Below are 24,349 nucleotides of genomic sequence, written 5' to 3'. Positions count from 1 at the left end.
TCGTTAACCTTCGGTCGGGCCTGTGGTTAGACTCCAGGCTCGCCTCGGAGAAAATCCCCATGAATGCGTACTTGAGTCCCAGCCGCTTCATCGATAGTGACCACCCCACGGTGGTGGAGTTCGCCGAAAAACATCGCGGTTCGAGCCGTGATCCCCGTGACCAGGCAGTCAGTCTGTATTACGCCGTGCGTGAAGCGGTGCGCTACAACCCTTACACCTTCAGCCGCGATCCGCAAACCCTGCGTGGTAGTTACGCCCTGGCTGCCGGGCAGAGCTATTGCGTGCCCAAGGCCACCCTGCTGGCGGCGTGCGCCCGGCATTGCGGCATAGCGTCGCGCATTGGCCTGGCCGATGTGCGCAACCATCTGTCGACCCCGCGCCTGATCGAGTTGCTCAAGAGTGATGTGTTCGCCATGCATGGCTACACGGAGTTGTATCTGGATGGGCGCTGGGTCAAGGCGACCCCGGCGTTCAACCAGCAATTGTGCGAATTGTTCGATGTGCCGCCCCTGGATTTCGACGGAATCAACGACAGCGTTTTCCACCCGTTCAACCGCCAGGGCCAGCGCTCCATGGAGTATGTGGTGGACCATGGGCAATTTGCCGAGGTGCCCGAGGAATTCTTCTTTGCCCACCTGGAAAAGTGTTACCCGCACCTGTTTGGCGAGCATTCGCCGCAATTGTTAGGTGATATGCAGAGCGATTTGAGTCGCGGCTGAACCGGCGTATGCTGCTCCGGCATTCATCCACTGGGAGGCGGTCATGCTGAAGATCTGGGGTCGTAAAAATTCGTCAAACGTCAGGAAAGCACTGTGGTGCGCCGAGGAACTCGGCCTGGACTATGAGGCAATTGATGCGGGCGGGGCCTTTGGTGTGGTCGATACACCGCAGTACCGGGCATTGAATCCCAATGGCCGGGTGCCGATGATCGAGGACGGCGAGTTTGTGTTGTGGGAATCCAACACCATCGTGCGTTACCTCTGCGCCAAACAGGCTTCGAGCTGGTACCCCGCCGATCTGCAGGCGCGGGCCAATGCCGAGAAGTGGATGGATTGGACCACCTCGACCTTTGCCGAACCGTTCAAAACGGTGTTCTGGGGCATTTTGCGCACGCCGGCCGAGCGGCAGGACTGGGACAGCATCCATGCCGGGCGCAATGCCTGTATCGAGGTGTTGAAAACCGTGGACCAGGCCCTGGCTGAGCAGCCCTACCTGTCCGGCAACGAGATCGGCATGGGTGATATTCCCCTGGGCAGCTTTATTTATGCCTGGTTCGAGATGCCGATCGAACGCCCGGCGATGCCCAATCTAGAGGCGTGGTACCGGCGTTTGCAGCAACGTCCGGCCTATCAAAAAGCGGTAATGACCGCGTTGACTTAATACTGACTATTAATACAGGTGACTGTACTTGTGCGGCGCAGGCAAGCACCATGCTTGCCGTGCGCTGCGGTTGTATTAGGTGTGGCGCGCCCTTATCTATTTCTTCTATTCCCTTCCTTGGTGCGTAATCCGATATGAGTTCCGCTCTGTCCATCCGGCAGCTAACCAAAACCTACGGCAACGGTTTCCAGGCCCTGAGTGGTATTGATCTGGATGTCGCCGAAGGTGATTTCTTCGCATTGCTCGGCCCCAACGGTGCCGGCAAATCCACCACCATCGGTATTCTGTCGACCCTGGTCAACAAGACTAGTGGCACGGTGAATATCTTTGGTCATGACCTGGATAAATCCCCGGCCGCGCTCAAGCGCTGCATTGGTGTGGTGCCCCAGGAGTTCAATTTCAACCAGTTTGAAAAGACCTTCGATATCGTCGTGACCCAGGCCGGTTACTACGGCATCCCGCCGAAAATCGCCAAGGAGCGCGCCGAGCAGTACCTGACCCAGCTGGGGTTGTGGGACAAGCGCGACGTGCCATCACGTTCCTTGTCCGGCGGCATGAAGCGGCGCCTGATGATCGCCCGCGCCCTGGTGCATGAGCCGCGCCTGCTGATCCTCGACGAACCGACGGCCGGCGTGGACATCGAATTGCGTCGCTCAATGTGGACCTTCCTCACCGAGCTGAACCAGAAAGGCATCACCATCATCCTCACCACCCATTACCTGGAAGAGGCTGAACAGCTGTGCCGCAACATTGGCATCATCGACCACGGCACCATTGTCGAGAACACCAGCATGCGTAACTTGCTGGGCCAGTTGCATGTGGAGACGTTCCTGCTTGACCTGAAAAACAACCTGTCCGCGCCCCCTGCGTTGATCGGCTACCCCAACCGCCTGGTGGACAGCCATACCCTGGAAGTGCAGGTCGATAAAACCGTGGGCATCACCGCGCTGTTCAGCCAACTGGCCTTGCAGAACATTGAAGTGCAGAGCCTGCGCAACAAAACCAATCGCCTGGAGGAGTTGTTCGTGTCCCTGGTGGAGAAGAATCTGGCGAAGGTGGCGGTATGAATTCCGAGTTCCAACCCAATCTGGTAGCGCTCAACACCATCGTCTACCGCGAAGTGAAGCGCTTTATGCGCATCTGGCCGCAGACCCTGCTGCCGCCAGCGATCACCATGGTTCTGTACTTCGTGATCTTCGGGAACCTGATCGGCCGGCAGATTGGCGATATGGGTGGCTTCACCTATATGGAGTACATCGTGCCGGGGTTGATCATGATGTCGGTGATCACCAACTCCTACGGCAACGTGGTGTCGAGTTTCTTTGGCAGCAAGTTCCAGCGTTCCATTGAGGAATTGATGGTTTCGCCGGTGTCGCCACACACCATCCTGATCGGCTACACCCTGGGCGGCGTGCTGCGTGGCTTGATGGTCGGGGCGATTGTGACGGTGCTGTCGATGTTCTTCACCGACCTGCAGGTGCATCACCTGGGGGTGACCATCCTGGTGGTGGTGCTCACGGCGACAATCTTCTCGCTGCTGGGCTTTATCAACGCCGTGTTTGCGCGCAACTTCGATGACATCTCGATCATCCCGACCTTTGTGCTGACCCCGCTGACCTACCTGGGCGGCGTGTTCTACTCGATTACCCTGCTGCCGCCGTTCTGGCAGACCGTGTCGCTGGCCAACCCGGTGCTGCATATGGTCAATGCCTTCCGCTACGGGATCCTGGGCGTGTCGGATATCAAGATCAGCGTGGCGATCACCTTTATGATCGTGGCGACGGTGGTGTTGTATCTGGGCTGCGCACGGCTGCTGGTGAGCGGGCGTGGGATGCGTACCTAAGCCAGGTCTAAAGATGTACGGGCCTGTGTGGGAGCGGGCTTGCCCGCGATAGCGGCGGGTCAGTTAAAGAGGTATTGACTGACACCTTGCAATCGCGGGCAAGCCCGCTCCCACATAAGCCCGCATACACACAGTTGGGTCAGGTGTGCAGGGCAATCTCAATCAGCTCATGCAACTCCTCAACCCGCATCGGCGTTGCGTCAAACAGAATCCGAAACACCGTCGGCGCCGCCAGCAGATTGATCAGTCGATCCACGCTGGGCAATGCCTGGCCGCTGCCTTGGTAACGGTCCAGTATCACCTGCAACTGTCCCCCCAGAATCGTCACGCAGTACCCCGGCGTCTGGCTGCACTGCACATCGCGCATCATCGTGCGCCCCGGTTCCGAACTCATCTCGTCCAGGTACTGCTCGGCCCAGGCTTGCAGGTCGCCGCGCAGGCTGCCGGTGTTGGCGGGCTCGCTGTCGGGGCGCATGCGGGCCAGGGCGACGTCGGCGAGCAGGGCTGCGAGGTCGCCCCAGCGCCGGTAGATGGTCGACGGCGTGACCCCGGCGCGTGTGGCAATTTGCGGTACTGTCACGCTGGCGCGCTCTTGCTCTTGCAGTAGCTGGTGCACCGCCGAATGAACCGATTCTTGTACCCGGGCACTACGGCCCCCCGGGCGGAGGCCTTCTTTTATCGCCATGCCAAAACCTTAACACAAAGAATTTGCTTTAAGCGCGACCCAGTAGCACACTGCACAAAAGCAAAATATTAGCTTTAGCGGAGCGTGCCCATGTCCAGCGTCACTTCTCATCGTTCCAGCCTGGTGTTTCTGGCGAGCACCATGCTGACGTTTCTCGCCGCCTCCAGCGCGCCGACGCCGTTGTATCACCTTTACCAGGAGGGCCTGCACTTTTCTGCTGGCACCTTGACGCTGATCTTCGGCGTCTATGCCTTGAGCCTGCTGGCTGCGTTGTTGACCGTCGGTTCGCTGTCGGATTACCTGGGGCGCAAGCCAGTGATCTTTGCCGCGCTGGTGCTGAATATGCTGGCGATGCTGCTGTTTATCTACGCCGACAGTGTCGCCTGGCTGATTGCCGCCCGCACCTTGCAGGGGTTTGCCACAGGCATGGCCACCGCCGTGCTCGGCGCTGCGTTGCTCGACACCGACCGTCGGCAGGGCCCGCTGGTCAACAGTGTTGCGCCATTGCTGGGCATGGCCTGTGGCGCCATGGGCAGCAGTGTACTGGTGGAGTTCGCGCCGCTGCCGACCCAGTTGATCTATTGGGCCTTGTTCGCGCCGATGCTGTTGCAGAGCCTGTATGTCTGGCGCTTGCCGGAAAGCGTCAGCCCCATCCCTGGCGCGCTCGCCTCGCTATGGCCGACCCTGCATGTGCCGGCCCAGGCGCGCCGGGCCTTGTGGCTGTCGCTGCCGGTGGATATCGCGGTGTGGGCCATGAGTGGTTTCTACTTGTCGCTGGCGCCGTCGCTGGTAAGGGCGGCGACCGGATCCACCTCCAACCTGATCGGTGGCGGCCTGGTCGCGGTGTTGACCTTGAGCGGTGCGGTGATGATTTTCAGCCTGCGCAATCGCCCGGCGGACAAGGTGCTGCGCCTGGGAGCCGGCCTGTTGGCCGTGGGCGTCACACTGATCCTCGGTGCGGTTCACAGCGCCAACCTGAGCTTGTTTTTCTTCGCCACGCTGGTGGCTGGCAGCGGATTTGGCGCAGGTTTTCTCGGCGCGTTGCGCAGCGTAGTCCCCCTGGCCTTGCCCCATGAGCGGGCCGGGTTGATGTCGGCGTTCTACGTCCTCAGTTACCTGGCGTTCTGCCTGCCGACCCTGTTGGCGGGCAACCTGACCCGCAGTTTTGGCCTGATCGCTACCACTTATGGCTACGGCGGGGTGTTGATCGTATTGGCCCTCGGCGCCTTGATTGGCTTGATGAGGCAAGCGCCGGCCAAGTCTGCATATAGGTAAAACAGATAACAGTTAGAGATATTACCCGTTATATAGATATTTCTTAGGCTTCTATCATGGGCTCAACCTCCTACGAGGAAGAGGATTGAGCCATGACCTGCCCCAATAGCATCACCCCCAGTTACAAACCTTTCAGCCATTTGGCCGCCCCCAGGGAAGTGATTCGCCAGTTCACCCCCAACTGGTTCGCCGCCACCATGGGCACCGGCGTGCTGGCGTTGGCCCTGGCGCAATTGCCGGTGCAACTGCCGGGTGTCTATGCCATCGCCGAAGGGCTGTGGCTGCTGACGATCGTTTTGTTTGTGTTGTTCAGCGGTTTATACGCGGCGCGCTGGGTGATGTTTTTTCACGAGGCGCGGCGAATCTTCGGACACTCCACGGTCTCGATGTTCTTCGGCACCATCCCCATGGGCCTGGCGACCATTATCAATGGCCTGCTGCTGTTTGGCCTGCCGCGCTGGGGCGAGGGCGTGGTGCAACTGGCCGAGGCCCTGTGGTGGCTGGACGTCGCCATGGCCCTGGCGTGCGGGGTGTTGATCCCGTTCATGATGTTTACCCGCCAGGAACACAGCATCGACCAGATGACAGCGGTCTGGCTGTTGCCGGTGGTGGCTGCCGAAGTCGCCGCCGCCAGTGGTGGCCTGTTGGCGCCGCATCTGGTCGACGCCCATTCGCAACTGGTGATGCTGGTGACCAGCTACGTGCTCTGGGCGTTTTCTTTGCCGGTTGCGTTCAGCATTCTGACGATCCTGATGCTGCGCATGGCCCTGCATAAACTGCCCCACGCCAACATGGCCGCGTCGAGCTGGCTGGCCCTGGGCCCGATCGGCACCGGCGCCCTGGGCATGTTGCTGCTGGGCCAGGACGCGCCGGCGATCTTCGCCGCCAATGGCTTTGCCGGCATCGGCGAGATTGCCGCCGGCCTGGGGCTGGTTGCCGGCATCACCCTGTGGGGCCTGGGCCTGTGGTGGATGTTGATCGCGGTGCTGATCACCCTGCGTTACCTGCGTGCCGGGATTCCATTCAACCTGGGCTGGTGGGGTTTTACCTTCCCGCTGGGGGTGTATGCCCTGACCACGTTGAAACTGGGCAGTACCTTGCACCTGGCATTTTTCAGCGTGACCGGCAGCGTGCTGGTCGCCGCGCTGGCCCTGATGTGGCTGGTGGTCAGCAAGCGCACGGTGCAGGGTGCCTATAAAGGTGAGCTGTTTGTTTCACCGTGCATTGCAGGATTGGGGAATAAGTAAGCAGGATTAGGTAAAGTCGTGGCCTGAAAAATCAATAAAGCCTTCAGGCCACGCAGGAACACTGACGATGAGTCACCCCTCGCAATTTACTTTGCTGCGCAAACGGCGTTTTCTGCCGTTCTTCATTACCCAGTCCCTGGGGGCGTTCAACGACAATATTTTCAAGCAGTCGTTGATCCTCGCCATTCTCTACAAGCTGACCATCGAAGGTGACCGCTCGATCTGGGTCAACCTGTGCGCCTTGCTGTTTATCCTGCCGTTCTTCCTGTTCTCGGCCCTGGCCGGGCAGTTTGGCGAGAAATTCAACAAGGATGCGTTGATCCGCGCAATCAAGCTCGGCGAGATCGTGATCATGGCCGTGGGGGCCGTCGGCTTTATGACCAACCACCTGGAACTGATGCTGCTGGCGCTGTTTGCCATGGGCACCCACTCGGCGCTGTTTGGCCCGGTGAAGTACTCGATCATGCCGCAAGCCTTGCGCGAAGAGGAGTTGGTGGGCGGCAATGGCCTGGTGGAAATGGGCACATTCCTGGCGATCCTCGCCGGGACCATCGGGGCCGGGGTCATGATGTCCTCTGCGCAGTACGCGCCGGTGGTGTCGACTGCGATTGTCGCGATTGCCGTGCTGGGTTACCTGGCCAGCCGGGGTATCCCGCGCGCCGCGGCGTCCAGCCCCGAGATGCGCCTGGACTGGAACATCTTCAGCCAGTCCTGGGCCACCTTGCGCCTGGGCCTGGGGCAGACGCCCGCCGTGTCGCGCTCGATTGTCGGCAACTCGTGGTTCTGGTTTGTCGGGGCGATCTACCTCACGCAAATCCCGGCCTACGCCAAAGAGTGGCTGTATGGCGATGAGACCGTGGTGACCCTGATCCTCACGGTGTTCTCGGTTGGTATCGCGCTGGGCTCGATGCTCTGCGAAAAACTCTCCGGGCGTAAGGTGGAAATCGGTCTGGTGCCCTTTGGTTCATTCGGCCTGACGGTGTTTGGCCTGTTGCTCTGGTGGCATTCCGGCGGCTTCCCGCAAAACGTCCAGGCCAACGACTGGCTGGCGGTGTTGGGGTACGGCCAGGCCTGGTGGGTGCTGGCTGACATCCTCGGCCTGGGGGTGTTTGGCGGGTTCTATATCGTGCCGCTGTATGCCTTGATCCAGTCGCGTACCGCTGAAAACGAGCGGGCGCGGGTGATTGCCGCCAACAATATTCTCAATGCGCTGTTCATGGTGGTCTCGGCGATTGTCACCATCGTGCTGTTGAGTGTGGCCAAGCTGTCGATCCCCGAGCTGTTCCTGGTGGTGTCGCTGCTTAATATCGCGGTCAACACCTACATCTTCAGGATTGTTCCCGAGTTCACCATGCGCTTCATGATCTGGCTGCTCGGCCACTCCATGTACCGCGTGCAGCATCGCGACCTGCAACATATACCGGACGAAGGCGCGGCGTTGCTGGTGTGCAACCATGTGTCGTTTGTCGATGCACTGCTGATTGGCGGCGCGGTGCGTCGGCCGATTCGCTTTGTGATGTATTACAAGATCTACCGCTTACCGGTGCTCAACTTTATCTTCCGCACCGCTGGCACCATTCCGATTGCCGGACGCCATGAAGACCTGCAGATCTATGAAAAGGCCTTCCAGCGCATCAGCCAGTACCTGAAGGATGGCGAGTTGGTGTGCATTTTCCCCGAAGGCAAGTTGACTGCCGACGGTGAGATGAACGAGTTCAAGAGTGGTGTGACACGGATTCTCGAGGAAACCCCGGTACCGGTGATTCCCATGGCGTTGCAGGGGTTGTGGGGGAGCTTTTTCAGCCGTGACCCGAACAAGGGGATCTTTCACCGGATCTGGTCGCGGGTGACGTTGGTGGCGGGGCCGCCGTTGGCGGTGGAGCAGGCGACGCCACAGGCCTTGCAGGAACAGGTTGGGGCGTTGCGGGGGAGTGTCAGGTAGGTTTTCGGATTTAAGGGCCTCATCGCAGGCAAGTCGACGATTCGACTTGCCTGCGATAGCGTTAGTGGCTTACGCGCTAATCTTGAGCCCGATCAACCCGGCAATGATCAACGCCACACTGGCCAGTCGGAATAGCGCCATGGACTCCCCAAACAGGATAATCCCGGCAATCACCGTGCCCACTGCACCGACGCCGGTCCAGATGGCATAGGCGGTACCCAGCGGCAGCTCCTTCATGGCCAGCCCCAGCAGGCCGAGGCTGACGGCCATGGCGGCAATCGTCAGGGCGGTGGGCATTGGCTTGCTGAAACCGTCGGTGTATTTCAGGCCGACGGCCCAGCCAACTTCAAACAACCCGGCGAAAAACAGAATGACCCAGGACATAAAGACCTTCCTTTTAGAAGTGGGGTCGTCCCCTGGTAAGTGCTCAAACGAGTCGCGGGGTCGTCCCCGCGAAGGTTCGTAGAGTGCCGAAAAGCCCGCAGCCGATCAAGTTTCGGCGAGGGCCTTGCGATCTTCCTTCTCGCTCATCCGGCGGAAATACGTCGACAACAACGCCCCGGAAATATTGTGCCAGACACTGAACAACGCGCTGGGCACCGCCGCCAGTGGCGAGAAGTGCGCACTGGCCAATGCGGCGCCCAGCCCCGAGTTCTGCATGCCGACTTCCAGCGCCAATGACTTGCGTTGGGCCAGTGGCAGCCCGAATACGCGGGCGGTGAGGTAACCCAGCAGGTAGCCAAAGCTGTTGTGCAGCATCACCACCGCCATGATCAGCAGGCCCGACTCGGCAATCTTCGCCTGGCTTGCAGCCACCACGGCAGCGACGATGGTCACGATGCTGACCACTGAGACCAGCGGCAGCACTTCGACGGCATGACGCACGCGCTCACCCAGCAGACGCTGCGCCAAGACACCCAGCACGATAGGCAGCAACACCATTTGCAGGATCGACCAGAGCAGGTCCATGAACGACACCGGCAACCAGGCCGAGGCCAGTAGCCAGATCAAGGCCGGCGTCAGCAGCGGGGCGAGGAGGGTGGTGATGGAAGAGATGGCCACTGACAGCGCCAGGTCGCCACGGCCCAGCCACGTCATGACGTTGGAAGAGGTGCCACTAGGGCAGCAACCGACCAGAATCACGCCAACGGCGATTTCTGCTGGCAGGTTGAAGGTCTGGCACAGCAGCCAGGCCACGCTGGGCATGATCACAAATTGCGCGATCACGCCCAGGGCCACGCGCCACGGATGGCGCGCGACTTCGGCGAAATCTTCCAGTTTGAGGGTCAGGCCCATGCCGAACATCACCAGGCCCAGCAGCGGCACGATGGCGCTTTTCAGGTCGATAAACCAGTGGGGCTGAAGGAAGGCGAGCACAGCAAAAATCAGCACCCAGTAGGCGAAGGTAGTGCCGGCGAAACGGCTCAAGGCGGCGAGTGCGCGCATGGCGATGTCCTTATTATTAGAGTACTGGGAGTGGTAACCCCATCAACTGTGGGAGCTGGCTTGCCTGCGATAGCGGTGTGTCAGTCAGTCAGTGACTCTGTAACTGATACGCCGCCATCGCAGGCAAGCCAGCTCCTACATTGAGCGTGCGCGTTTAGATGCCTTGCGGGGTCTCTTCACCACCCAATGCTTCCACCAGCGCCGGCAGGAAGTCGCCGAAGGTCAGCATCATCAGGGTAAAGCTGGCATCCAGTTGGCCCAGGGCTTCGTCGCCGCCGTCCTGTTCGGCCTGGTCTTGCAGCAGGTCTTCAAACTTCAGGCGCTTGACGGTCATTTTGTCGTCGAGCATGAACGACAGCTTGTCCTGCCAGGCCAGGGACAGTTGGGTCACGACTTTGCCGGTGGTCAGGTGCAGTTGGATTTCTTCGCCGGTCAGGTCCTGGCGCTTGCAGCGCACGATGCCGCCGTCTTCGTGGGTGTCGCGCAGTTCGCATTCGTCGAGCACGAAGAAGTCATCGGCCGGCTTCTGGGTGGTGACCCAGTCGGTCATCACCGCAGTCGGCGCGGTTTTCACGGTCAGTGGGCGTACCGGCAGGGTGCCGATCACTTCACGCAGGGTCGACAGCAGGTCTTCGGCGCGCTTGGGGCTGGCCGAGTTCACCAGGATCAGGCCCTGTTTCGGCGCGATGGCAGCGAAGGTCGACGAGCGACGGATAAACGCACGAGGCAGGAAGGCCTGGATGATTTCATCCTTGATCTGGTCGCGTTCCTTTTTGTAGACCTTGCGCATTTGCTCGGCTTCGATCTCTTCGACCTTTTCCTTCACCGCATCACGCACCACACTACCCGGCAGGATACGTTCTTCCTTGCGCGCAGCGATCAGCATGAAGTCACCGCTGACGTGCACCAGGGGCGCGTCTTCGCCTTTGCCAAAAGGCGCGACGAAACCGTAAGTGGTCAACTCCTGGCTTGCACAAGGGCGCGCCAGTTTGGTGGCCATTGCAGTTTCCAACGCCTCGGCATCAACAGGCAGATCTTGGGTCAGGCGATAGATAAGCAGGTTCTTGAACCACATGGGGTGAGTCTCTCCTTTATACAAAGTGGGGCATTATTCTCTTGATAAGGCCTGAGGCCAACCCTGCCTAAGCCATTGGAAGGGCTGAAAAAAAAGATTTAAGAAAGTGCTTGCCAGACCAGGGGACGCTCCGTAGAATGCGCGCCACACCGAAACGAAGGGTGATTAGCTCAGCTGGGAGAGCATCTGCCTTACAAGCAGAGGGTCGGCGGTTCGATCCCGTCATCACCCACCATTCGCTTCATGTGTTACGCGCAGCGGTAGTTCAGTCGGTTAGAATACCGGCCTGTCACGCCGGGGGTCGCGGGTTCGAGTCCCGTCCGCTGCGCCATATTCGGTAACCTGGAACACTGAACGCCAGGTCACCACAGAAAGCCCGCTCATCGAGCGGGCTTTTTGCTGTCTGGGGTTTGCCTTTCTGTGGGAATGGGCTTGCTCGCGAAGCACCTGAGAGCGCCGCGTCGTCCTTTTGTGGGGCTGGGGCGGGGTAACCAATAGACTCGCATCTACCCGCTACATGCGCCGGTTTTCCGGGGTGTAGGCTGCCGGCGAAAAGATATTTAAAATAAATTGCATTTAAATCAACACATTGCGGATTTTTCGTATATGATGCGCCCCGCACCGAACGTAAAGGGTGATTAGCTCAGCTGGGAGAGCATCTGCCTTACAAGCAGAGGGTCGGCGGTTCGATCCCGTCATCACCCACCATTACGTCCAACGCTACGCGCAGCGGTAGTTCAGTCGGTTAGAATACCGGCCTGTCACGCCGGGGGTCGCGGGTTCGAGTCCCGTCCGCTGCGCCATATTCGGTTACCTGGAACGCTGAACGCCAGGTCACCACGCAAAGCCCGCTCATTGAGCGGGCTTTTTTGTGCCTGGGATTTGCTGTTCTACAACCCCACCAGCCGGTAGCCCACCTGCAATTCGGTAATAAAGTACTGCGGCTGCGCCGGATCCACCTCCAGCTTTTGCCGCAGATGCGCCATATGCACCCGTAGATAGTGGGCGCGGTCGACGTAATCCAGGCCCCACACTTCCAGCAGCAGTTGCCGGTGCGTCAGGACCCGGCTCTGGCCACGGATCATCGCGCAGAGCAAGCGGTACTCGATGGGCGTCAGGTGTACCGGCTGGCCTGAGCGCCACACCTCATGGGTCGCCAGGTCGACGGCAATCTCACCAAACACCACCTTGCTGGTGGCCATCACCGTGCCAGTGTGCCCATGCCGGCGCAGTTGGGCACGGATGCGTGCCAGCAACTCGGGCACGCCGAATGGCTTGGTCAGGTAATCATCGGCACCGGCGTCCAGGGCGGCGACTTTTTCTTCTTCACGGTCACGCGCCGACAGCACCAGGATCGGTACCGCCAGCCAGCCGCGCAGTTCGCGGATCAATTGTTTGCCATCACTGTCCGGCAAGCCGAGGTCGACGATCACCAGGTCCGGCTGTCGGCTGGCGGCATGGATCAGCGCACGTTTGACGCTGTCGGCCTCGAACACATGAAAGCCTTCATCTTGCAGGGCAATGCGCACAAAGCGGCGGATGTTGGCCTCGTCTTCAACGATCAGAATGCGTGCAGTGTTCATAAGGGTTCCATGGCCGGCGGGGTGCCTGCCGGTAGCGTGATGGTGAAATGCATGCCGCCCGCGCGGCCGGGGTTGGCCTGGATGCGCCCGCCGTGGGCTTCGACGATGCGCTTGACCAGCGCCAGGCCCAGGCCGATGCCGGCCACCGACGATTCCTGCTGGCCGCGCGTGAAGGGCTCAAACAGATTGGCCGGCGCGCTACCGGGGCCGGTGTCGCTGACCTCCAGCACAATCTGCTCGCCGGCCTGGCTGGCGGCCACGCTGATGGTGGTGCCCGGCGGGGTGTACTTGGCGGCGTTGTCCAGCAGGTTGACCAGCACCCGCTCGATCAGCAGCGCGTCGACCTCCACCAACGGCAAGTGCGCGTCGAGCGTGGTCTGCACGCGGTGTTGCGCCAAGGGTTCGCGCAATTGACGCAGGGCGCTGCCGACGATTTCTTCCAGCGAGTGCCATTGGCGGTTCAGGCGCACGCCGCGCTCTTGCAGGCGTGCCATGTCCAACAGGTTTTCGATCAGGCGCTGCATGGACGTGGCCTGTTCGTGAATGCCCTGCAGCAGCTCGTTCAGTGGCCCCGGCTGGGCGTGGGGCAGGGCGGTCTCGGCGGCGCCGATCAGGGTGGTCAGCGGTGTGCGCAGGTCGTGGGAAATCGCCGCGAGCAGGGTGTTGCGCATTTTTTCGCCTTCCATCTGTACCAGGGTGCTTTGCGCCACTTCGACGAAATGCACGCGCTCCAGGGCAATCGCCAGCTGGCTCATGCAGGCTTCCAGCAGGCGGCGTTCCTGCGGGTCGTTCAGGCGATCGCGCTGAGCCAGTTCCAGCACCAGCACGCCGCGCACGCGCATCGGCGCCTTGAGCGGCCAGTAGCAGCCCTTGGCCGCGGACAGGGTGTCGGTGCCGTGCCCGGCGGGGTGGCCGTGGTCGTAGGTCCATTGCGCGATGCTGTCGTCGATCGGCAGCCCACCGGCGCTCACGCTGTGGACGCCATCGGCGGCGTCCGGCAGGGCCAGGCCCACCCGTGCCTCGAAGACGCCGCTGAAGGTGCGCAGCGCCACTTCGCTGATTTGCTCCACCGTCAGCGCCGCCGACAAATCACGGGCCAGGCGCGCCAGGGAGGTTGCGCGGCGTTCCCGTGCGGCGGCGGTACGTGCTTCGTGGCGCAGGCGCGCGGTGAGTTGGCCGGTGATCAGGGCGATGCCGAGCATCAAGGCAAAGGTGAAGAAATACTGAGTGTCGGTGACGGTGAAGGAATAGCGCGGCTGGACGAAAAAGAAGTCGAAACACAGCACCGCAAGCATCGCCGCCCATACGCCGGGGCCGCGTCCAAAGCGCAGCGCAACCAGCACCACTGTGAGCAAAAACAGCATGACCACGTTGGCCAGGTCGAACACCTGCAGCAGCAGCGCGGCGACGGCGCTGGTGGCGAAACAGGCCAGGCTGGTCCAGACGTAGGCCAGGCGAGTGCCGGGCAGTGGCGTGGTGTTTTCGCGCACGGCGGGTTTGCCCGGCAGCAGGCCATGGGCAATCACAATCTGGTCGATTTGCGGGTGGTGACGGCTGATCCGGTCGCTGACCGACTGATGCCAGAACCGCCAGCGGCGGCGCGGATGATGGCCGAGCATCAGGCGACTGGCGTTGTGCTCACGGGCGCAGGCCACCAGGGCTTCGGCAACGTCCATACCCGGCAGTGTGGCGGTATCGGCGCCGAATTCTTCGGCCAGGGCCAGGGTTTTCATCGCGCTCAGGTAGCGCCGGGCGCCGCGCCCCTGGGCCGAGGCCACATGGACCACAATCCAGTCGGCTTCCAGTTTTTGCGCCAGGCGCGCCGCTTCACGCACCAGGCGCTCATCGCCGGCATCACCGGCTACGCCGACCAACAGCCGTTCGCGGGCCGGCCACAGGGTCTTGATCGACTGTTCGCGGCGGTACACGCGCATCTGCGTGTCGACCCGGTCGGCCGTGCGGCGCAGGGCCAGCTCGCGCAACGCCAACAGGTTGCCCTTGCGGAAAAAATGCTGTGAGGCGCGCGCCGCCGCCGGGCCCAGGTACACCTTGCCGTCCTTGAGGCGTTGCAGCAGATCGTCGGGTGGCAGGTCGATCACCACCACTTCGTGGGCGTTGTCGAACACATGGTCCGGTACGGTTTCGCGCACGCGTATGCCGATGATTCCGCTGACCAGGTCATTCAGGCTTTCCAGGTGCTGGACGTTGAGGGTGGTCCACACGTCGATGCCGGCGCTGAGCAGTTCTTCCACGTCTTGCCAGCGTTTGGGGTGGCGCGAGCCGGGCACGTTGCTGTGGGCCAGTTCGTCCACCAGTAACACGGCAGGATGGCGCAACAGGGCGGCGTCAAGGTCAAATTCGCTGAGGGCGAATTCACGGTGCCGGTGCTGGGCGCGAGGCAGTTGTTCGAGGCCGTGGAGCAGCTCGGCGGTGTCCTGGCGGCCGTGGGTTTCCACCACGCCGGCCAGCACGTCGCGGCCCAGGGCGGTTTCGCGGCGTGCCGCTTCGAGCATCGCGCAGGTCTTGCCGACCCCGGCGTTAGAGCCAAAGTAGATACGCAATTTGCCGCGCAAGGCGGCCTGTTCTTCTTGTTGGACCCGAGCGAGCAGGGCGTCGGGGTCGGGGCGTTCGTTGTTTAAGGCGGGCATGTCATTCCTGGTCAATGCGGTTCAAGTGTGGGAGCGGGCTTGCCCGCGACAGGGGTGAGTCAGTCACACCGCTATCGCGGGCAAGCCCGCTCCCACATGGGGTTGAGTCGTTACACCAAGCCCACTGCGGTCAAGAGCATGTCGATCAGCTTGATCCCGGCAAACGGCACCAACACCCCGCCCAGGCCATAGATCAGCAGGTTGCGGTTGAGCAGCGCCGCCGCGCCGATTGCGCGGTAAGTCACGCCGCGCAGGGCCAGGGGAATCAGCGCGACGATGATCAGCGCGTTAAAAATCACCGCGCTGAGAATCGCCGAGTTGGGGCTGGTCAGCTGCATTACGTTCAACGCGCCGAGCTGGGGATAGGTCGCGACAAACGCCGCCGGGATGATTGCAAAGTACTTCGCCACGTCATTCGCCACGCTGAAGGTGGTGAGGGCGCCGCGGGTCATCAGCATCTGTTTGCCGACCTCGACCACTTCGATCAGCTTGGTCGGGTTGCTGTCGAGGTCGACCATGTTGCCGGCCTCCTTGGCAGCCTGGGTGCCGCTGTTCATTGCCACCGCCACGTCAGCCTGGGCCAGCGCCGGCGCGTCGTTAGTGCCGTCGCCGGTCATGGCCACCAGCTTGCCTTTGGCCTGGTAGTCGCGGATCAATTGCAGCTTGTCTTCCGGGCGGGCCTCGGCGAGGAAGTCATCCACCCCGGCCTCCACGGCAATGGCGGCGGCGGTCAGGCGGTTGTCGCCGGTGATCATTACGGTCTTGATGCCCATGCGCCGCAGCTCGGCGAAGCGTTCCTTGATGCCGCCTTTGACCACGTCCTTGAGTTCCACCACGCCCAGCGCCGTGGCGCCGTCGCTGACCACCAGCGGCGTGCTGCCGCGCCGCGAGACTTCATCGACCTTGGCCTGCAAGGCTGTCGGAAAACTACCGCCCAAGGCCTCGACATGGCGGCGAATCGCGTCCGCTGCACCCTTGCGAATCGCCCGGCCTGCGGGCAGGTCGACCCCGCTCATACGGGTCTGCGCAGTGAAGTGCACAAAGCTGGCGCCCAGTTGGTTGATGTCCCGCGCGCGAATGTCGAACTTCTGCTTGGCCAGGACCACGATGCTGCGGCCTTCCGGGGTTTCATCGGCCAGGGAGGCCAATTGCGCGGCATCCGCCAAGTCGGCCTCTTTGATCCCCGGTGCCGGCAAAAAGCTGCTGGCCTGGCGGTTGCCCAGGGTGATGGTGCCGGTCTTGTCCAGCAGCAATACGTCGACGTCACCCGCGGCCTCGACCGCCCGCCCGGAGGTGGCGATGACATTCGCCGACATCATCCGGCTCATGCCCGCCACGCCGATGGCCGAGAGCAGGCCGCCGATGGTGGTGGGGATCAGGCAGACCAGCAAGGCCACCAGTACTGTGGCACTGACCACGCTGCCGCTGCCGCTCATGGCCACGGCGAAGATCGAGTAAGGGCTCAGCGTGGCGATCACCAGCAGGAACAACAGGGTCAGGCCCACCAGCAGGATGGTCAGGGCCACCTCGTTCGGGGTTTTCTGACGCTTGGCCGACTCGACCATCGAGATCATGCGGTCCAGGAACGACTCGCCAGGGTTGACGCTGATGCGCACCACCAGCCAGTCCGACAGCACACGGGTGCCGCCGGTGACCGAGGAAAAATCGCCACCGGACTCGCGAATGACCGGCGCCGATTCGCCGGTGATCGCGCTTTCATCCACCGACGCCACGCCCTCGATCACGATGCCATCGAGCGGCACCAGGTCGCCGGCTTCGATCAACACCACTTGATCCTTGCGCAGCAGCGACGCTTCGGTCGGCAGCCATGGCGCGCCATGCTTGGGCTGTTGCAGCAGCTTGGCCAGGGTCTGGCGTTTCATCCCGCGCAGGCTGGCGGCCTGGGCGCGGCTGCGGCCCTCGGCCAAGGCCTCGGCGAAGTTGGCGAACAGCACGGTAAACCACAGCCACAAGGTAATGCTGAGGATAAAGCCGCTGGGAGCTTCACCCTGGCCGCCCAGGGACTGGAACCAGAGCAGGGTGGTGAGGATGCTGCCCAGGTAGACCACGAACATCACCGGGTTTTTCCATTGCGCCTGGGGCAACAGTTTTTTCAGGGCATCGCCGCACGCGGTGAGCACGATGGCGCGATCAAACAGAGGTAAACGAGCATTTTTCATGGGGGAAATCTCTTACTCACTGGCCGCAATAGGAGGTGATGGCAGGCGGGCGTTCAGCGCCAGGTTGAGTTGCAGCACATTGACCCGGGGCTCGCCGAGCAGGCCGAGGGTGCGCGCGCTGGTGTGCTGGCTGACCAGTTGCAGCAGCTCGGCTTCGGGGATTTGCCGCAGGCGCGCCACCCGTGGCAGTTGCAGCCGTGCATTGGCCACCGAGATATGCGGGTCGAGGCCCGAGGCGGAGGCGGTGACCGCGTCCACTGGCACTTGGGCGTCGGCGGGCAGGCCGTTGGCCAGGCGATAGGCCTGCACGCGGGCGGCCACCTGGTCCACCAGTTTCTGGCTGGTCGGCCCCAGGTTGCTGGCGCCGCTGGAACCGGCGTTGTACGGCTGCGAGACGCTTTTGCCTGGGTCTTGCGGGTCGGCGCCCAGGGTCATGCTCGGGCGGCCATGGAAGTATTCCGGCCGGGTGAAGTGTTGGCCGATCAGCGTCGAGCCCATGACCAGGCCATCGCGTTCAATCAGCGAGCCACGGGCCTGGAACGGGAACATCAGCTGTGCGGTCACGGTGGTGAACGCCGGGTAGGCGAGCCCCGTCAACAGCATGAAAAACACCGCCGAAACCAGCACTGGGCGCAACAGCCCTTTGAATATCGAGTGAGTCGTCATCAAGGTGTCCTCAGTTGTACGTCTGGCCGGACAGCAACTGCAGTTGCTCCACCAGCGGGCCGAGCGCGAGCGCCGGCAAAAAGGTCAGGCCGCCCACCACCAGCACCACGAACACCACCAGCAGCATGAACAGCGGGGTGGCGGTGGGGATGGTGCCGGCACCGGCAGGCACGGTTTTTTTCATCGCCAGGGAGCCGGCCACGGCCAGCATCGGCAGCATGGTGAAGAAGCGTCCGATCAGCATTGCCAGGCCGATGGTGGTGTTGAAAAACGGCGTGTTGGCGTTCAAGCCGGCAAAGGCCGAGCCGTTGTTGGCGGTGCCGGAGGTGTAGGCGTACAACACCTCGCTGAACCCGTGGGGGCCGATGTTGTTGAGGCTGGCCATGGTGTCGGGCCACAGGGCGGCGAGGGCGGTGAAGCCGAGGATGCTGATGGGGTGCGCGAGCACCGAGAGCATCACCAGCTTGATCTCCCGCGCCTCGATTTTCTTGCCGAGGAACTCCGGGCTGCGGCCGATCATCATGCCCACCAGGAACACCGTGAGCAGGGCGTACTGGATCAGGTTGATAAAGCCCACGCCGTCGCCGCCGAACACGCAGTTGAGCATCATCTGCGCCAGGGGCACGAAGCCGCCCATGGGCGTCAGCGAGTCATGCATGGTGTTGACCGAACCGGTGGTGGCGGCGGTGGTCGTGGCGATAAACAGGCTGCTGTCGGCGATGCCGAAGCGCAGTTCCTTGCCTTCCATGTTGCCGCCGCTGTGTTCCACCGACAGGGTCTGGTTGGCGCCGGCCTGGGTCAGCAGTGGGTTGCCGTTCTGCTCGGCGCTGTAGACCAGGGCGAGGAAGCCGATGAACATCACCAGGAAGGTGCCGAAAAACACCCAGCCCTGACGACGTTGCAACAGCATGCTGCCAAAGGTGTAGGTCAGCGCCGAGGGGATCAGCAACATGCTGAGGATATGCAGGATGTTGGTCAGCGGCGTCGGGTTTTCGAACGGATGCGCGGCGTTCATGCTGAAAAAACCACCGCCGTTGGTGCCGATATGCTTGATCGACTCAAAGCTGGCCACCGCACCGACAATCAACTGTTGCTGCGCCCCTTCCAGGGTCGTGACCAGGGCCTGGGAGGCGAAGGTCTGTGGCATGCCCTGCCAGACATACACCAGCGCCATGCCCACGCACAGCGGCAGCATTACGCGGTACAGCGTGCGGGTGAAGTCGACCCAGAAGTTACCGATATCGCCCGAACTGGAGCGGCTCAGGCCGCGAATGAAACCGGCCGCCGCAACCACGCCGGAGGTGGCGCCGACGAACATCAGAAAGGTGATGACCGCCATCTGGCTGAAGTTCGACAGGCTGGTCTCGCCCGAATACGCCTGCCAGTTAGTGTTGGTGATAAAGGACACGGCGGTGTTGAACGCCAGGTCCGGCGATTGCGCGGCGAGCCCCAGCGGGTTGATCGGCGTGACCGCCTGCAGGCGCAGGACCAGATAGCCCAGCAGCATCATTGCCGCGTTCGACAACAACAGCGCCGAACCGAAGCGGGCCCAGCCCATGGTTTCCTGTGGGTCGATGCCCAGCAGGCGATAGGTATAACGTTCCGGCAAGGCATGGTGGGTTCCGGTGAAGACCCGGGTCAGCCATTTGCCCATCAGTACGGCGAGCCCCGTCATTACCCCCAGGACCAGCGTAAATTCCAGCAGCGTGCTTAACATGTCGTGGCTCCGTTCAAATCTTGCCCATGGCGACAATGGCCATGGCAGTCGCAACAAAAAACACCAGGGAAAGGCTGATAAACATCAGGTCGTACATGGCCAACTCCCTAGAATTTTTCTGCGCGAATAAGGGCGTAGCCCAAGTAAGCGAACAGCCCCACGGCACATATGCCGCTGGCGATATAAATGAACGTAAGTGTGAGCACGGTGTAACTCCCCTGAGTAAATAAGCCGCAACTGCGGAGGCGGGGAGGTTAATCCCCGGAGTATCAAGTTCGGGCACTGATTACGCGCAGCGGCATTAAGACGGCATATAGAAAAGGTTCTGCCGGGTGCACGAAAAAAAGGGATAGCCCGCCGCCCGGGTATCCCTTTAAACGCTGGGGTGCTGCTGAGGTTGACGACCCGCTTATTTGGTTTTCTTTTTCTTCTCGCTGCGGGTGGCGAGGTGTTCGAAGCAAAACGCGGCAGTGCCGAAGAGCGCAATCATCGACAGGACGACCATGCCTAAAGTTGAACTTTCCACGATAACTTCCTACGGGTGTTGGGGTAGGAGGTGACGGTAGAGGGTTTGGACTTAGTTACTCAATAGCGGCGACGTAAACGTTATGGCGAACAGGCAAACTATATGAACTCTTTACAGGGGGGGCGGATAAAAACCCTAAAACCTGAGAATCAATTGTGGCGAGCGGGCTTGTTGTGGCGAGCGGGCTTGCCCGCGTTGGGCTGCGTAGCAGCCCCAAAGCCATCCCCCCGGTCTACCTGGAAGACTCGGCGCGACCCTACTGGGGCCGCTGCGCGACCCAACGCGGGCAAGCCCGCTCGCCACAGCAATCGCGGTTTTGCTCCTGCTCAGCCATGACCTGACGGAATACCCCCATACCCATTGGTCGATTGCACCGCGGCCGGCACCCACGCTTATCTATAGCCACGCGAAGACTTCAAGGCGGCACAGTGCCCGCTTCTAACAATGGCCTGCAAAGGCAATAAAAATAGTCTGTCTGGGGAAGCGCACGAGATGAAATACCCATTGCGTCCTTTGGTCTTCTGGCCAACCTTTCTGATCTTGCTGGCGGCGGTGATCGCCAGCTACGTTGACCTCACCGCATTCCTCGCCGTGAGCAAACAGCTTAATACGGTGATCCTGCAAAACTTTTCCTGGCTATTCAGTGCCGGTTCTTTCGCCATGCTGGTGCTCACGGCCATTGTGTATTTTTCGCCCCTGGGCCAGGTGCGTATCGGCGGGGAGGGCGCCACGCCGCTGTTGAGCAAATGGCGCTGGTTCATGGTCGCGCTGTGCACCACCCTGGCGGTGGGCGTGCTGTTCTGGACCACGGCCGAGCCGCTCTACCATCTGTACTCGCCACCCTCCAGCCTGCCGATCGAGGCGGGCAGCGCGGCGGCCAAGAGCTTTGCCCTGTCGACGATGTTCCTGCACTGGACCCTCACGCCCTACGCGATTTACCTGGTGCCCTCCCTGGTGTTTGCCCTGGTGTTCTACAACCTGCGCAGCCACTTCTCGATTGGCGCCATGTTGCAACCTTTGCTCGGCGCCGAGCGGGTCAAACGCTATGCGGGGTTGATCGACACCCTGGCGATGTTCGCCCTGGTCGCAGGCATGGCGTCGTCCCTGGGCACCGGGGCGCTGACCCTGTCCGGTGGCCTGAGCCAGTACATCGGCGGTGAGACCACGCCGTTGCGCCTGGGCCTGATCATTGCGGTGATCGTGTTCACCTTTGTCGCCTCGGCCGCCAGCGGCCTGCAGCGCGGCATCGTCATGCTGTCGTCGTTCAACACCTGGATCATGCTGGCCCTGGGCGCGTTCGTGTTGGTGTGTGGGCCAACCCTGTACATCTTCAGCCTGGGCGTCGAGTCCCTGGGGGTGTACCTCGACACCTTCTTCAGCCGCAGCCTGTCCACCGGTGCCGCCAGTGGCGACAGCTGGCCGCAGAGCTGGACGGTGTTCTACTGGTCGGTGTGGTTCGCCTGGGCCCCGGTCAGTGCGCTGTTCCTCGGCAAGATCGGCCGGGGCTACAGGGTGCGCGAATTTATCCAGATCAACATGTTGTACCCGGCGCTGTTTACCGCGCTGTGGATCTGCATTTTCTCCGGCAGCAGCCTGTACTTCGATGCCCTCGGCGATGGCAGTTTGAACCGCGTGCTCAACGAGCAAGGCGTGGAGCATGTGCTGTACCAGATGTTCCAGCAGTTGCCGGCCAGCGGCCTGATGATCGCGTTTTTGTTGTTTGTCGCCTTTATCTCCTTTGTCACTGCCGCCGACTCCAGCACCGACGTGATCGCCAACCTGTGCAGCAAAGGCGTCACCGCCGATTCGGACCTGGACGGCAACCCGCTGCTGAAGATTGTCTGGGGCGTGATCATCGGCACGGTGTCGTGGGTCATGGTGGCCTTTGTCGGCATCGACGGGGTGAAGATGCTCTCCAACCTCGGCGGCCTGCCGGGAATGATCCTGGTGCTGCTGGCCAGCACGTCGTTGCTCTACTGGTTGAAGAACCCCGCGTTGCTGGACGTAAAGGCCCCTGCGGTCCACGTCGAACCTGGCCTGCGTGGTGCCAGCCCCGTGGCGGATTTTGCCCGCTGACTTGCCTCTTTGTTGCTGGAGTTACCGATGGAAATCGTCACCGAGTTTGCCTACAAGGTCCGTGAAATCGAGCACTGCCTGATCCCCCTGAGCGACGGCACGCAACTGGCAGCGCGTATCTGGCTGCCTGACACCGCCAGTGTGCAGGCCTTCCCGGCGATCCTCGAATACCTGCCCTATCGCAAGCGTGATGGCACGGCGGTACGCGATGCGCTGACCCATCCGTGGATGGCGGGGCAGGGCTATGTCTGCGTGCGGGTCGATATGCGCGGCAATGGCGAATCCCAGGGCCTGATGGCCGATGAGTACCTGTTGCAGGAGCAGGATGACGCCCTCGAAGTGATCGACTGGCTGTGCCAGCAGCCCTGGTGCGACGGCAACCTGGGAATGATGGGCATCTCCTGGGGCGGCTTCAACAGCCTGCAAGTCGCCGCGCGCCAGCCCGAAGCATTGAAGGCGATCATCACCCTGTGCTCCACCGATGACCGCTATGCCGATGACATCCATTACAAGGGCGGCAACCTGCTGCTGGAGAACTTCGGCTGGGCCGCGACCATGCTCAACTTCAGCGCGGCGGCGCCCGACCCGCTGCTGGTCGGCGATGCCTGGAAAAGCCTGTGGCAACAACGCCTCGACGCCATGCCGCTGCTGGCCGAGACCTGGCTGCAGCACCAGACCCGCGACGCCTATTGGCGTCACGGTTCGGTCTGCGAGGACTACTCGGCGATCAAGGCGGCGGTGTATGCCGTGGGCGGTTGGGGCGATGCCTACAAGAATGCGGTGCCGCGCCTGATGCAACATCTGCCGGGACCGAAGAAAGCCATGATCGGCCCGTGGATTCACAAGTACCCGCACTTCGCCGTGCCCAACCCGGCCATTGGCTTCCTGCAGGAGGCCAAGCGCTGGTGGGACCACTGGCTTAAAGGTATCGACAATCGGGTGATGGACGACGCTGCCTGCACCTTTTACCTACAGGATGTGCTGGCACCCAAGGGCAGTTATGCCGAGCGCCCAGGGATCTGGGTGCAGACCTCGGGCTGGCCCGATCCCCAGGTGCAATGGACCGACTACAGCCTCAACGACCATGGCCTCAGCCCCGGCCAGCAGGCACTGGGCGGCCCGCGCAGTATCTGTTCGCCACTGACCACCGGTCTGCACCAGGGCGAGTACTGCGCCATCTGGTTCGGCCCCGATGGCCCCACCGATCAGCGTCGCGACGATGCGCAGTCGCTGTGTTTCGACTCGCCGCCGTTGGCTGAACCCCTGGCGCTGCTGGGGGATGTGCGCTTGCACCTGCGCCTGGCCAGCGATACCCCCTGCGGGCAACTGGTGGCACGCCTGAATGCGGTGGCGCCCGACGGCCAAGTCACGCAGATCACCTACGGCGTGCTTAACCTTGCCCTACGTGAAGATTTCTCCCGTCTGACGCCGCCTGTGCCGGGCGAGCCCATGGACGTGCAATTGAACCTGGATCACGTCGGCGTACGCGTGCCGGCCGGCCACCGCTTGCGCCTGGCCCTGAGTACTGCGAGCTTCCCGTTGCTGTGGCCCAGTCGTGAGTTGACCACCCTGACTGTGCTGCCCGCCGTGCAGCGTGTGCAATTGCCGATCTTCAGCGGCGCGGCCGTGCCGTGCCCGTTCGAGGCCCCGCAAGCGGCTAGCCCGGTTGCGCTGGAGGTGCTGCGGGCGGCAGCGCCTAAACGCACCTTGAGCGAGGATGTGGGCAGTGGCGAAGTCTGCGTCACCATCGAGGACGACCTGGGCGCCGTGCGTTTCACCGAGCATGGCCTGGCGGTGGACCAGCGCTGTACCGAGCAATATCGCACCTTGCCCTGGGACCCGTTGTCGACCCAGGCCGATATCCACTGGCAGTACCGCGTCGAGCGAGCGCCGTGGTCGGTGGAGGTCGACAGTCGCCTGCAGGTGCGCGCCGACGCCCAGTGGTTCTACATTGAGGCGCAGCAGCAGGCCCTGGAAAACGGGGTGCAGGTGCATCACCGCACCTGGAGCAAACGGGTTGCGCGGGTCGCGTTGTGAGCGGGCAAATGGCAGGATGCCTG

The 24,349-nt window shown here is 62.0% G+C and carries 19 protein-coding genes and 4 tRNA genes; 13 read left to right on the top strand and 10 right to left on the bottom strand.

Annotation, left to right across the window (positions count from 1 at the left end):
* Nucleotides 1-59: 59 nt before the first annotated feature.
* The 4 genes from HBR93_RS20010 (at nt 60) to HBR93_RS19995 (ending at nt 3,223) form a co-directional block, all read left to right on the top strand.
* The gene (locus HBR93_RS20010; RefSeq protein WP_057438894.1) at nt 60-719 is read left to right on the top strand and encodes a transglutaminase family protein; all 660 of its coding nucleotides are present in this window, start codon (nt 60-62) and stop codon (nt 717-719) included.
* A gap of 43 nt (nt 720-762) precedes the next feature.
* Nucleotides 763-1,380, top strand: a complete 618-nt coding sequence (locus HBR93_RS20005) for a glutathione S-transferase (RefSeq protein WP_115127706.1) — start codon at nt 763-765, stop codon at nt 1,378-1,380.
* A 134-nt stretch (nt 1,381-1,514) separates the two neighbouring features.
* Nucleotides 1,515-2,447: an ABC transporter ATP-binding protein gene (locus tag HBR93_RS20000; protein WP_057438895.1), complete on the top strand. Its 933-nt coding sequence runs from the start codon at nt 1,515-1,517 to the stop codon at nt 2,445-2,447.
* Entirely contained in the window at nt 2,444-3,223 is a 780-nt protein-coding gene (locus tag HBR93_RS19995) for an ABC transporter permease (protein ID WP_057438896.1), read from the top strand. Before HBR93_RS20000 ends, HBR93_RS19995 begins: the two co-directional genes overlap by 4 nt.
* A gap of 139 nt (nt 3,224-3,362) precedes the next feature.
* On the opposite strand, the gene HBR93_RS19990 is transcribed toward HBR93_RS19995, so the two are convergent.
* Nucleotides 3,363-3,908: a TetR/AcrR family transcriptional regulator gene (locus HBR93_RS19990; RefSeq protein WP_169960927.1), complete on the bottom strand. Its 546-nt coding sequence runs from the start codon at nt 3,906-3,908 to the stop codon at nt 3,363-3,365.
* A gap of 90 nt (nt 3,909-3,998) precedes the next feature.
* On the opposite strand from HBR93_RS19990, the gene HBR93_RS19985 reads away from it, so the two are divergent.
* From HBR93_RS19985 to HBR93_RS19975, 3 genes are all read left to right on the top strand, one after another.
* Nucleotides 3,999-5,183 (top strand): MFS transporter, encoded by a 1,185-nt coding sequence (locus tag HBR93_RS19985; RefSeq protein WP_169960926.1) that lies wholly within the window; start codon nt 3,999-4,001, stop codon nt 5,181-5,183.
* 92 nt (nt 5,184-5,275) lie between these two features.
* The gene (locus HBR93_RS19980) at nt 5,276-6,430 is read left to right on the top strand and encodes a TDT family transporter (protein WP_057438898.1); all 1,155 of its coding nucleotides are present in this window, start codon (nt 5,276-5,278) and stop codon (nt 6,428-6,430) included.
* A 67-nt stretch (nt 6,431-6,497) separates the two neighbouring features.
* Complete coding sequence (locus HBR93_RS19975) at nt 6,498-8,372, top strand: MFS transporter (RefSeq protein ID WP_057438899.1); 1,875 nt, start codon at nt 6,498-6,500, stop codon at nt 8,370-8,372.
* Nucleotides 8,373-8,441: 69 nt separating this feature from the next.
* On the opposite strand, the gene sugE is transcribed toward HBR93_RS19975, so the two are convergent.
* The 3 genes from sugE to rdgC form a co-directional block, all read right to left on the bottom strand.
* Entirely contained in the window at nt 8,442-8,756 is a 315-nt protein-coding gene (gene sugE, locus HBR93_RS19970) for a quaternary ammonium compound efflux SMR transporter SugE (protein WP_057438900.1), read from the bottom strand.
* 105 nt (nt 8,757-8,861) lie between these two features.
* Nucleotides 8,862-9,818, bottom strand: coding sequence for a bile acid:sodium symporter family protein (locus HBR93_RS19965; protein WP_057438901.1), 957 nt, complete (start codon nt 9,816-9,818; stop codon nt 8,862-8,864).
* Nucleotides 9,819-9,972: 154 nt separating this feature from the next.
* The gene (rdgC, locus tag HBR93_RS19960) at nt 9,973-10,893 is read right to left on the bottom strand and encodes a recombination-associated protein RdgC (protein ID WP_057438902.1); all 921 of its coding nucleotides are present in this window, start codon (nt 10,891-10,893) and stop codon (nt 9,973-9,975) included.
* A 159-nt stretch (nt 10,894-11,052) separates the two neighbouring features.
* Between rdgC and HBR93_RS19955 the strand changes: the two genes are divergently transcribed.
* The 4 genes from HBR93_RS19955 (at nt 11,053) to HBR93_RS19940 (ending at nt 11,696) form a co-directional block, all read left to right on the top strand.
* Nucleotides 11,053-11,128 (top strand) — tRNA-Val (locus tag HBR93_RS19955).
* A gap of 19 nt (nt 11,129-11,147) precedes the next feature.
* A tRNA-Asp gene (locus HBR93_RS19950) sits at nt 11,148-11,224 on the top strand.
* 301 nt (nt 11,225-11,525) lie between these two features.
* A tRNA-Val gene (locus HBR93_RS19945) sits at nt 11,526-11,601 on the top strand.
* 18 nt (nt 11,602-11,619) lie between these two features.
* Nucleotides 11,620-11,696, top strand: a tRNA-Asp gene (locus tag HBR93_RS19940).
* Between the two features lie 87 nt (nt 11,697-11,783).
* Here HBR93_RS19940 and HBR93_RS19935 read toward each other — a convergent pair.
* From HBR93_RS19935 to kdpF, 6 genes are all read right to left on the bottom strand, one after another.
* The gene (locus HBR93_RS19935; protein WP_057959015.1) at nt 11,784-12,476 is read right to left on the bottom strand and encodes a response regulator; all 693 of its coding nucleotides are present in this window, start codon (nt 12,474-12,476) and stop codon (nt 11,784-11,786) included.
* Complete coding sequence (locus HBR93_RS19930) at nt 12,473-15,124, bottom strand: sensor histidine kinase KdpD (protein WP_115127711.1); 2,652 nt, start codon at nt 15,122-15,124, stop codon at nt 12,473-12,475. Before HBR93_RS19930 ends, HBR93_RS19935 begins: the two co-directional genes overlap by 4 nt.
* Before the next feature lie 110 nt (nt 15,125-15,234).
* Nucleotides 15,235-17,304, bottom strand: coding sequence for a potassium-transporting ATPase subunit KdpB (kdpB, locus tag HBR93_RS19925; protein ID WP_057959017.1), 2,070 nt, complete (start codon nt 17,302-17,304; stop codon nt 15,235-15,237).
* Between the two features lie 12 nt (nt 17,305-17,316).
* Complete coding sequence (gene kdpC / locus HBR93_RS19920) at nt 17,317-17,970, bottom strand: K(+)-transporting ATPase subunit C (RefSeq protein WP_169960925.1); 654 nt, start codon at nt 17,968-17,970, stop codon at nt 17,317-17,319.
* A 10-nt stretch (nt 17,971-17,980) separates the two neighbouring features.
* Nucleotides 17,981-19,687: a potassium-transporting ATPase subunit KdpA gene (gene kdpA, locus HBR93_RS19915; RefSeq protein ID WP_169960924.1), complete on the bottom strand. Its 1,707-nt coding sequence runs from the start codon at nt 19,685-19,687 to the stop codon at nt 17,981-17,983.
* A gap of 107 nt (nt 19,688-19,794) precedes the next feature.
* The gene (gene kdpF / locus HBR93_RS19910) at nt 19,795-19,893 is read right to left on the bottom strand and encodes a K(+)-transporting ATPase subunit F (protein ID WP_081044208.1); all 99 of its coding nucleotides are present in this window, start codon (nt 19,891-19,893) and stop codon (nt 19,795-19,797) included.
* A gap of 812 nt (nt 19,894-20,705) precedes the next feature.
* Between kdpF and HBR93_RS19905 the strand changes: the two genes are divergently transcribed.
* Both HBR93_RS19905 and HBR93_RS19900 read left to right on the top strand, forming a co-directional pair.
* Nucleotides 20,706-22,289, top strand: a complete 1,584-nt coding sequence (locus tag HBR93_RS19905; RefSeq protein WP_057959020.1) for a BCCT family transporter — start codon at nt 20,706-20,708, stop codon at nt 22,287-22,289.
* Nucleotides 22,290-22,316: 27 nt separating this feature from the next.
* Nucleotides 22,317-24,326 carry a CocE/NonD family hydrolase gene (locus HBR93_RS19900; RefSeq protein ID WP_169960923.1) on the top strand — a complete coding sequence of 670 codons (2,010 nt, stop codon included), beginning with the start codon at nt 22,317-22,319 and terminating at the stop codon, nt 24,324-24,326.
* Nucleotides 24,327-24,349 lie beyond the last annotated feature (23 nt).

This window comes from Pseudomonas sp. WS 5411 (assembly GCF_012985595.1).
Taxonomy (GTDB): domain Bacteria; phylum Pseudomonadota; class Gammaproteobacteria; order Pseudomonadales; family Pseudomonadaceae; genus Aquipseudomonas; species Aquipseudomonas shahriarae.
The sequence above is the reverse complement of the archived record's forward strand: the minus strand, read 5'-3'. Positions and strand labels throughout refer to the sequence as shown.

Excerpts from the sequence above, each read along its gene's own strand:
- HBR93_RS19900 (WP_169960923.1), top strand. The coding sequence starts at position 22,317 with ATGGAAATCGTCACCGAGTTTGCCTACAAGGTCCGTGAAATCGAGCAC.
- HBR93_RS20010 (WP_057438894.1), top strand. The coding sequence starts at position 60 with ATGAATGCGTACTTGAGTCCCAGCCGCTTCATCGATAGTGACCACCCC.
- HBR93_RS20005 (WP_115127706.1), top strand. The coding sequence starts at position 763 with ATGCTGAAGATCTGGGGTCGTAAAAATTCGTCAAACGTCAGGAAAGCA.
- kdpA (WP_169960924.1), bottom strand. The coding sequence starts at position 19,687 with ATGTTAAGCACGCTGCTGGAATTTACGCTGGTCCTGGGGGTAATGACG.
- HBR93_RS19990 (WP_169960927.1), bottom strand. The coding sequence starts at position 3,908 with ATGGCGATAAAAGAAGGCCTCCGCCCGGGGGGCCGTAGTGCCCGGGTA.
- HBR93_RS19965 (WP_057438901.1), bottom strand. The coding sequence starts at position 9,818 with ATGCGCGCACTCGCCGCCTTGAGCCGTTTCGCCGGCACTACCTTCGCC.
- HBR93_RS19985 (WP_169960926.1), top strand. The coding sequence starts at position 3,999 with ATGTCCAGCGTCACTTCTCATCGTTCCAGCCTGGTGTTTCTGGCGAGC.
- HBR93_RS19905 (WP_057959020.1), top strand. The coding sequence starts at position 20,706 with ATGAAATACCCATTGCGTCCTTTGGTCTTCTGGCCAACCTTTCTGATC.
- kdpC (WP_169960925.1), bottom strand. The coding sequence starts at position 17,970 with ATGACGACTCACTCGATATTCAAAGGGCTGTTGCGCCCAGTGCTGGTT.
- HBR93_RS19975 (WP_057438899.1), top strand. The coding sequence starts at position 6,498 with ATGAGTCACCCCTCGCAATTTACTTTGCTGCGCAAACGGCGTTTTCTG.
- HBR93_RS19980 (WP_057438898.1), top strand. The coding sequence starts at position 5,276 with ATGACCTGCCCCAATAGCATCACCCCCAGTTACAAACCTTTCAGCCAT.
- sugE (WP_057438900.1), bottom strand. The coding sequence starts at position 8,756 with ATGTCCTGGGTCATTCTGTTTTTCGCCGGGTTGTTTGAAGTTGGCTGG.
- HBR93_RS19930 (WP_115127711.1), bottom strand. The coding sequence starts at position 15,124 with ATGCCCGCCTTAAACAACGAACGCCCCGACCCCGACGCCCTGCTCGCT.
- HBR93_RS19935 (WP_057959015.1), bottom strand. The coding sequence starts at position 12,476 with ATGAACACTGCACGCATTCTGATCGTTGAAGACGAGGCCAACATCCGC.
- HBR93_RS19995 (WP_057438896.1), top strand. The coding sequence starts at position 2,444 with ATGAATTCCGAGTTCCAACCCAATCTGGTAGCGCTCAACACCATCGTC.
- HBR93_RS20000 (WP_057438895.1), top strand. The coding sequence starts at position 1,515 with ATGAGTTCCGCTCTGTCCATCCGGCAGCTAACCAAAACCTACGGCAAC.
- kdpB (WP_057959017.1), bottom strand. The coding sequence starts at position 17,304 with ATGAAAAATGCTCGTTTACCTCTGTTTGATCGCGCCATCGTGCTCACC.
- rdgC (WP_057438902.1), bottom strand. The coding sequence starts at position 10,893 with ATGTGGTTCAAGAACCTGCTTATCTATCGCCTGACCCAAGATCTGCCT.